A 6363-nucleotide genomic window follows, 5' to 3' on the forward strand; every position below is an offset into this window, starting at 1 on the left:
TTTGCCGATCCCCTCGTGAGTGACTCATGGTCTCCGGCTATTGCTGTTGAAGACCATTACTGGATTGCGGCCGCACGGTTGCATTTGTTTTAGGCAAAGCCACGTTCCCGAGCCCAAGCAATGGCTGCGGCGCGCCGATTGACACCGATCTTTCCGTAGATGCCGGCAACGTGGTTTCGCACCGTGTTTCCCGAAAGCGACAAATGCTTCGCGATCACCTTGTCGTCCAGGCCCTCGCAGATAAGCCCCAGCACCTCACGCTCACGAGGCGTCAGGTCGGCGGTCTCAGTGGCGGTTTCGGCGCGCGGATTACGCAGGGTTGCGAGCTTGTCCATCACGGTCCGGCTAAACCAGCTTGCATCCTTCATCACCGCTTCGATCGCGTCGGCCAGCTCCAGCTCGCTTTTCCGCCGCGCCGTGATATCTTGATAAAGCCATAGCGTGCAGCGGTCGCCCCTGATCTCCATGCGCTCGGCCGAGAGGAGGCAGTCGACCGGTTGCCCGTCTGCATCGATCAGCCGGACGTCGCGGTTGCGCACGCCCCCGCTTCGATCCAGCTCCTGCTGCACCTCCTCACGCTGCGCCGGATCGGCCCAAAGCTCGGGATCGCCGGCGGCTCTGCCGATCGAGCCGGCCGAGCTGCGACCAGTGAGGCGAACGAACGCGTCGTTCACGTCCATTGTGCGGTGGCTGTCGGGCGAAGTCAGCACCATCGCCACGGGCGCCATCTCAAACAGGGTATGAAAGTGTGTCTCGCTCGATCGAAGCGCCCGTTCGGCTTTCCGGCGGGGCTCCAGATCGGCGAAGGTAAACAGCATGCACTTGTCGTCGCCGACTTCGATCGGCTGACCGGCGATGATGACGAGCTTGGTATTGCCGTCCGGCAGCGGCAGCTCCGCTTCCATCTGCGGGATCGTCCGGCCTTCCGCAAGGCACTGCCTGGCATAGTCCTTTCGCTCGGCACCGTTGAGAATGTCGAGATCGTAGAGGCTGTTCCCTTGGACCACCTGACGGGGGTAGCCGGTCATTTCGAGAAATCCGCGATTTGCCCGGCTAAATCGCTGATCCGAGAGCCGTATAATGAGCGCCGGCGCGGGGTTGGCCTGGAACATGGCCTCGAACCGCGCCTCCGCTTCATACTGTTCGGAAACGTCCTAAATCACGAGCGCGAGGCAGTCCGGCTCTTCGTCGTCCCCGGTTATCACGACGTCGCGCACCCGATGGGTCCAACGACGTTCATCGCTGCCGGCGGCACTCACCTCCACCACCAGGTCCGGGAAGCTCTCGCCCGCCAACATGCGGATGACGGGATACTCGCGGTTCGCAAGCCGATGCCCATTCCGGAACCTGAGTGCAAACCGCTGCGCATAGGTGTCGGCGTTGCCACCGAGCCCTTCGAGCTTGTTGACGCCGTGCATCGCCAGCGCAGCATCATTGGCCCAGATGATCGTTCCGGCCAGGTCGATCAGGATGACGCCGGCAGTCATGCCGCCGATCAACTGTTCGAGATGGGTCAACGTGTCACGGGCGAGAACGCGGGCAAGTGGATTGGACATGCCGGTAGAGCGCTGCGCCATAGGACGATGTTCCTCGTAGATACTGAACGTGTCAGCGAACTACCGGACATTTAGTAGTTATCTACCAGTCCCTTCGACTGAAAAAGAGTGCGCTCCGGGACACCTCAGCAGCCCGTCGGCGTTAGGGTGGCAAAGCTGAAGGACAGGCATGCCCGACGACATCCGTCTACCCATTGTTGAGGAGGAGGCGCACGTTCTCAAACGTGCGACCGACATCGAGCATGTCACCGTTCGCACTGTCCCTGAACAGGAGCAAGTCGTCGTTCGTGACGAGGTGCGCCGCGAGCATGTCGAGATCAAGCGGGTGGCGGTCGAGCGCGAGGTCGACCGCGCACCCGACGTCCGTGAGGAAGACGGTGTGACTATCATCCCCGTTCTCGAGGAGCGATTGGTTGTCGAAAAGCGGCTTTTCCTCGTCGAGGAAATCCATGTCTACCGGTCGGCGCACGCGGAGGCGGTGGAACTGCCGACCACGCTCAGGCGGACCCGCGTCGACGTCGATCGCATCGATCTCACCGAAACCCAGGAGGATGTTCATGGCAGGACCTAACGATAACAGGCCGGAGGGCGCGCCGAGTCACATCCACATCGAGAAGAACAAGGGCTTCAACTGGCTGCCCTGGTTGCTGCTTGCGCTTGGGCTGCTTGCCCTGCTGTTCGCTCTGAGCCGCTGCAACCGCGAGGACTCGGCTGCGGTCGCGCCCGCTCCCACCGCTACTCCGACCGAGGTTGTTGCGTCGACTCCGAACGCCGGCTCCGCTGACGCGCTGGTCGGCACGTCCGGTCTCGGCACCTATCTGGCCGGCACGGAGCCGCTTCCCCGCACCTTCACCTTCGAGAAGCTCAACTTCGACACCGCCAAGAGCAATATCCGACCCGCCGATGCTGCCGAGGTGAACGAGGTGGCCGCGACCCTCAAGCAGTATCCGAACGCCCGAATCCGCATCGCCGGCTACGCCGACGCGCGCGGCACCGATGCAGCCAACATGGCGCTCGGCAAGGCCCGAGCCGATAGCGTCAAGTCGGCGCTCGTCGCGCAAGGCATCAACGCCGGCCGCATCGAGACTGTCTCAGGCGGCGAGACCGATCCAGTCGACACCAACGCTACCGCTGGCGGTCGCTTTGAGAACCGCCGCACCGAACTCGTCGTGACGGCGAGGTAAGCCGCCAAATCCCGTCTCAATCGCAGGAGTAAGATCATGTCCAGCACCATCACCGCTCTGTTCGACAGCCGCGCCGACGCCGAGGCAGCCAAAGACCGGCTCAAGAGCGCGCGGATCGACGCCGACCACATCCATATCCACGACAAGTCGAGCGCCGGTTACAAGGAGACCGGCTACTCGACCCATGAGGACCGCGGCTTCTGGGACTCGATCAAGAACGCGTTCGTGCCCGATGAAGACCGCCACACCTATGAGGAAGGCGTGCGCCGCGGCGGTGCGCTGCTGACCGCCGACGTCGATGACGATTGCGTCGACGAGGCGGTGCGCGTGCTCGAAGAGGCCAACTCGATCGACATCGACGACCGTTCGAGCCAGTGGCGTTCGTCGGGCTGGGATTATCCGGGCACCGGCGCCGCTGCCGGTGCGACCGGGGCCGCTCTCGGCAGCTTCGACCGTCGCGAGACCGCCGGCCGCACGGCCGAACAGGAAGAGGTGATCCCGATCGTCGAGGAGCAACTGGTCGTCGGCAAGCGCGACGTCAGCCGCGGCGGGGTGCGCGTGCGCTCCTATGTGACTGAAACGCCGGTTCACGAGCAAATCCGCCTCCGCAACGAGCGGGTCAACGTCGAGCGGCGCTCGGTCGATCAGCCGCTTTCCGCGGCCGATACCGACGCCTTCCGCGAGCGGACGGTCGACATGACCGCGACCGGCGAGGAAGCGGTGGTCGGCAAGACCGCCCGTGTCGTCGAGGAGGTCGTGGTCTCCAAGACGGCCGAGGAGCATGTCGAGGAAGTCGACGACACCGTGCGCCGTACCGACGTCGAGGTCGACCGCGACACCGACGTCGAGACCCGCGGCTCGACCTTCCGCGACACCGACAAGCGTATCTAGTCGGTGGAGCCCGGCGCAGGTGAGAGCCTGTGCCGGGCTCACATGCTTTGCCAACAGGGAGACGGCGATGAACCCGAACTATGTGACAGCGGACGGCATGGTCGCCGGCACCCGCAACTTCGGCGACACCGCCGTTCTTTACCTACAGGAGTGGGGGCCGCGCGTTCTTGCCGCGGCCGTCATCCTCCTGATCGGCTACCTTTTGGCGAGGGCCGCCAAGTGGGGCGTCGCCGCGCTGGTCAACAAGACGCCGCTGGCGCGTCACGCGCACCGGCAGTCCGGTATTCCCGAGACGGGCCGCAACCCCAAGAGCGTCGGTGCCCAGGTCGGTGATGCGGCCTTCTGGATCGTGATCCTGATCGCGCTCGTGCTTGCCGCTCAGCCGCTTGGCCTGGCCGCTGCCACCAGCCCGGTCGGCCGAATGCTCAACCAGTTCGGCGCCGCCATCCCCAACATCATCGGCGCAGGGCTGATCTTCTTCGTCGGCTACATCGTCGCCAGCGTCGCCAAGAAGGCGGTGGAGGCGGTGCTGACAGCCGCCCGCACCGAGCAGCTCGCCGAACGCGCCGGGATGGCCAAGGCCGATCCCACGACGCTGCCGCGGATGGTCGGCGGGATCGTCTTCGCGCTCATCATTATCCCGGTCGCGATCGCCGCGCTCGATCAGCTCAACATCCGCGCAATCTCCGATCCGGCGACCGCGATGCTCCGCATCATCCTCGACAGCATCCCGCACGTTGTCGCAGCCGCGATCATTCTCGCGCTCGCCTATGTGATCGGCCGGTTCGCGTCGCAACTCCTCAGCCAATTCCTGAGCGGCACCGGCTTCGATCGCACGATCAGCGCGCTCGGCGTGTTCCCCTCAAGCACGACGCCGGCGGCCGGGGTTCCGTCAACTTCCGCAGGGGCCTCCGCGACGCCAGCGCTAGTGCCATCCAAGCTGCTGGGTAACGCCGTGTTCGTCGCCATCATCATCTTCGGCCTGATGGAGGCGTTCCGGCAACTCAACTTCGCCTACGGCTCGCGCATGATGGCGGAGATCCTGACCCTGCTCGGCTCGGTCGTTTTCGGTGCCGTCATCATCGCCGCAGCCATCGCCATCGCAAAGCTGGTGTCGACGGTCGTGCGCGCGGGCGGCGGGGCCAATGCCGAGCTGACCGCGAAGATCGTGCACGTTGCGATTATCGTGCTCGGCACCGCCATCGGCCTGCGCTTCATGGGTCTCGCCGACGACATTATCAATCTCGCCTTCGGCCTGATCCTGGGTGCCATCGCTGTCGCTTTCGCGCTCGCCTTCGGTCTCGGCGGACGGGATGCCGCTGCTAAGCTCGTTCAGCGTCTCAGCGGCTCGGCCGCAACACCCCATCCGCCGATCGCGCCGCAGTCGAGCACCACCCTCCGTCCGGGCAGTTCGACGCCGAGCGAGGAACCGCAGTCATGAGACGAGGGCTACGCCTCCAGCTCGTCGGGCTGGCACTGATCGCGTTCGTGGGGGCCTGTGACGGCCCCCGCGAGGATGCCGGCGAGCAGGCCGACGCCAACGCAGGTGTCGTATCGAGCGAGGATACGATCGAGAAAGGGCCGGCGGAGCGGACGGGGGAAGCCCAGGATCGTGCCGCTGACAGTCTGAACGAGGCGATCGAAGCACGTGCGGACGCCGCCGAGGACCAGGCGGACGCCGTTCGCAGCGAAGCCGATCAGCGGGCGGATGCCTTGGAAGAAGAAGCCCGCAGGGTTCGCGCGACTGCCGAGAAGAAGGCGGATGCGACGGAAGATCGTGCTGACGCAATTCGGCAGCGACAGTAACAAAGGCCCGAGGGACGCGATCCGGATGCCGACCTGCCGCCGCCAGGATTGAAAGGCCCTGCGGCGGATACAGAGCGAGCTTAGGTTGCTGGTGTCATAACCGGTCGGTTTTGACACCGGCATCCTCCCCCAGCTGTAAACGCTCGCGCTAAATGGCGGCGTTCTGATCGCGCTATTTGTCAGTTGCCGGGTCCGATGACGAGGCAATCGCGCGCGGCCTGAACGATGTCAGCGGTGACCTCCTCGACGCGGTTGAGGGTCATGATCCGCCGCATCTGCGCGAACAGGCGCTCCATGAGCCGGAAGTTGCCGCGCGTGATGCGGATCACGGCTGCCTGCGCTTCGATCGCGTCGAGTTGGGCCGGGTCGAAGCTGATCCCGAAATCGCCGGCGTGGGTCGCGAGCAGCAGCCGCATTTCGGTCTCGGTAAGCGGTTTGAACTCGTGGACGAAGCCGATCCGCGAGTAGAGCTGGGCATAGCGGGCGAGGCGCTTCTCCAAGCCCGGCATACCCATCAGGATCAGCCCGAAGCCGTGGCGATCGGCCATGTCGCGGAGATGTTCGAGCGACTTTATGGTCAGGCGGTCGGCCTCGTCGACGATGACGAGGGGGCAGGCGATGCGGGCGGCGTCATGGGTGATTTCGTCCTGCGAGCCGCCCGCGACCGTCAGCCGGGCATAGCCCAGCTTAATGAGGTTGAGGCCCAACACCGCGTCGATCGTCTTGGGCGTGTTGCTGACCGACACGGTGTAGAAGACGGCGCGGCAGCGAGCGACCTTTTCGCCAAGGAGCGCGGCAATGGAGGGCATCGCGTGGAAGGTACGCCAGACAACGCTAAGCGAGAACATTTCAAGAACCGCATGATGGCCGTTACCGCCGGAGGTCGCTAAGCCCCAGTTCTTCCCACATCCATGTAAAGTCATAGG

Annotated in this window: 8 protein-coding genes and 1 pseudogene; 4 read left to right on the top strand and 5 right to left on the bottom strand. The window is 64.6% G+C overall.

Annotation, left to right across the window (positions count from 1 at the left end):
• Nucleotides 1-89: 89 nt before the first annotated feature.
• From CA236_RS19365 to CA236_RS19375, 3 genes and pseudogenes are all read right to left on the bottom strand, one after another.
• Nucleotides 90-368, bottom strand: coding sequence for a LuxR C-terminal-related transcriptional regulator (locus CA236_RS19365; RefSeq protein WP_346962779.1), 279 nt, complete (start codon nt 366-368; stop codon nt 90-92).
• A 33-nt stretch (nt 369-401) separates the two neighbouring features.
• Nucleotides 402-1124, bottom strand: a pseudogene (locus CA236_RS19370) (PAS domain-containing protein); the annotation flags it as partial.
• Nucleotides 1125-1154: 30 nt separating this feature from the next.
• Nucleotides 1155-1577, bottom strand: coding sequence for a PAS domain-containing protein (locus CA236_RS19375; protein WP_346962778.1), 423 nt, complete (start codon nt 1575-1577; stop codon nt 1155-1157).
• A 148-nt stretch (nt 1578-1725) separates the two neighbouring features.
• On the opposite strand from CA236_RS19375, the gene CA236_RS17420 reads away from it, so the two are divergent.
• The 4 genes from CA236_RS17420 to CA236_RS17435 all read left to right on the top strand — a co-directional run bounded on the left by CA236_RS17420 (nt 1726) and on the right by CA236_RS17435 (nt 5072).
• The gene (locus CA236_RS17420) at nt 1726-2127 is read left to right on the top strand and encodes a YsnF/AvaK domain-containing protein (protein WP_125946575.1); all 402 of its coding nucleotides are present in this window, start codon (nt 1726-1728) and stop codon (nt 2125-2127) included.
• Nucleotides 2114-2740: an OmpA family protein gene (locus CA236_RS17425; RefSeq protein WP_241212736.1), complete on the top strand. Its 627-nt coding sequence runs from the start codon at nt 2114-2116 to the stop codon at nt 2738-2740. Before CA236_RS17420 ends, CA236_RS17425 begins: the two co-directional genes overlap by 14 nt.
• 36 nt (nt 2741-2776) lie before the next feature.
• Nucleotides 2777-3631 carry a DUF2382 domain-containing protein gene (locus tag CA236_RS17430; protein WP_061781006.1) on the top strand — a complete coding sequence of 285 codons (855 nt, stop codon included), beginning with the start codon at nt 2777-2779 and terminating at the stop codon, nt 3629-3631.
• Between the two features lie 67 nt (nt 3632-3698).
• Nucleotides 3699-5072, top strand: coding sequence for a mechanosensitive ion channel (locus tag CA236_RS17435; RefSeq protein WP_061781005.1), 1374 nt, complete (start codon nt 3699-3701; stop codon nt 5070-5072).
• Nucleotides 5073-5080: 8 nt separating this feature from the next.
• Here CA236_RS17435 and CA236_RS17440 read toward each other — a convergent pair whose 3' ends face one another.
• Nucleotides 5081-5554: a hypothetical protein gene (locus CA236_RS17440; protein ID WP_125946577.1), complete on the bottom strand. Its 474-nt coding sequence runs from the start codon at nt 5552-5554 to the stop codon at nt 5081-5083.
• A 62-nt stretch (nt 5555-5616) separates the two neighbouring features.
• Nucleotides 5617-6360: an AAA family ATPase gene (locus tag CA236_RS17445; RefSeq protein WP_241212737.1), complete on the bottom strand. Its 744-nt coding sequence runs from the start codon at nt 6358-6360 to the stop codon at nt 5617-5619.
• Nucleotides 6361-6363: the final 3 nt, after the last annotated feature.

The sequence above is a fragment of the Sphingomonas sp. ABOLG genome (assembly GCF_003950435.1).
Classification (GTDB): Bacteria; Pseudomonadota; Alphaproteobacteria; order Sphingomonadales; family Sphingomonadaceae; genus Sphingomonas; species Sphingomonas panaciterrae.

Excerpts from the sequence above, each read along its gene's own strand:
- CA236_RS19365 (WP_346962779.1), bottom strand. The coding sequence starts at position 368 with ATGAAGGATGCAAGCTGGTTTAGCCGGACCGTGATGGACAAGCTCGCA.
- CA236_RS19375 (WP_346962778.1), bottom strand. The coding sequence starts at position 1,577 with ATGGCGCAGCGCTCTACCGGCATGTCCAATCCACTTGCCCGCGTTCTC.
- CA236_RS17420 (WP_125946575.1), top strand. The coding sequence starts at position 1,726 with ATGCCCGACGACATCCGTCTACCCATTGTTGAGGAGGAGGCGCACGTT.
- CA236_RS17425 (WP_241212736.1), top strand. The coding sequence starts at position 2,114 with ATGGCAGGACCTAACGATAACAGGCCGGAGGGCGCGCCGAGTCACATC.
- CA236_RS17430 (WP_061781006.1), top strand. The coding sequence starts at position 2,777 with ATGTCCAGCACCATCACCGCTCTGTTCGACAGCCGCGCCGACGCCGAG.
- CA236_RS17435 (WP_061781005.1), top strand. The coding sequence starts at position 3,699 with ATGAACCCGAACTATGTGACAGCGGACGGCATGGTCGCCGGCACCCGC.
- CA236_RS17445 (WP_241212737.1), bottom strand. The coding sequence starts at position 6,360 with ATGACTTTACATGGATGTGGGAAGAACTGGGGCTTAGCGACCTCCGGC.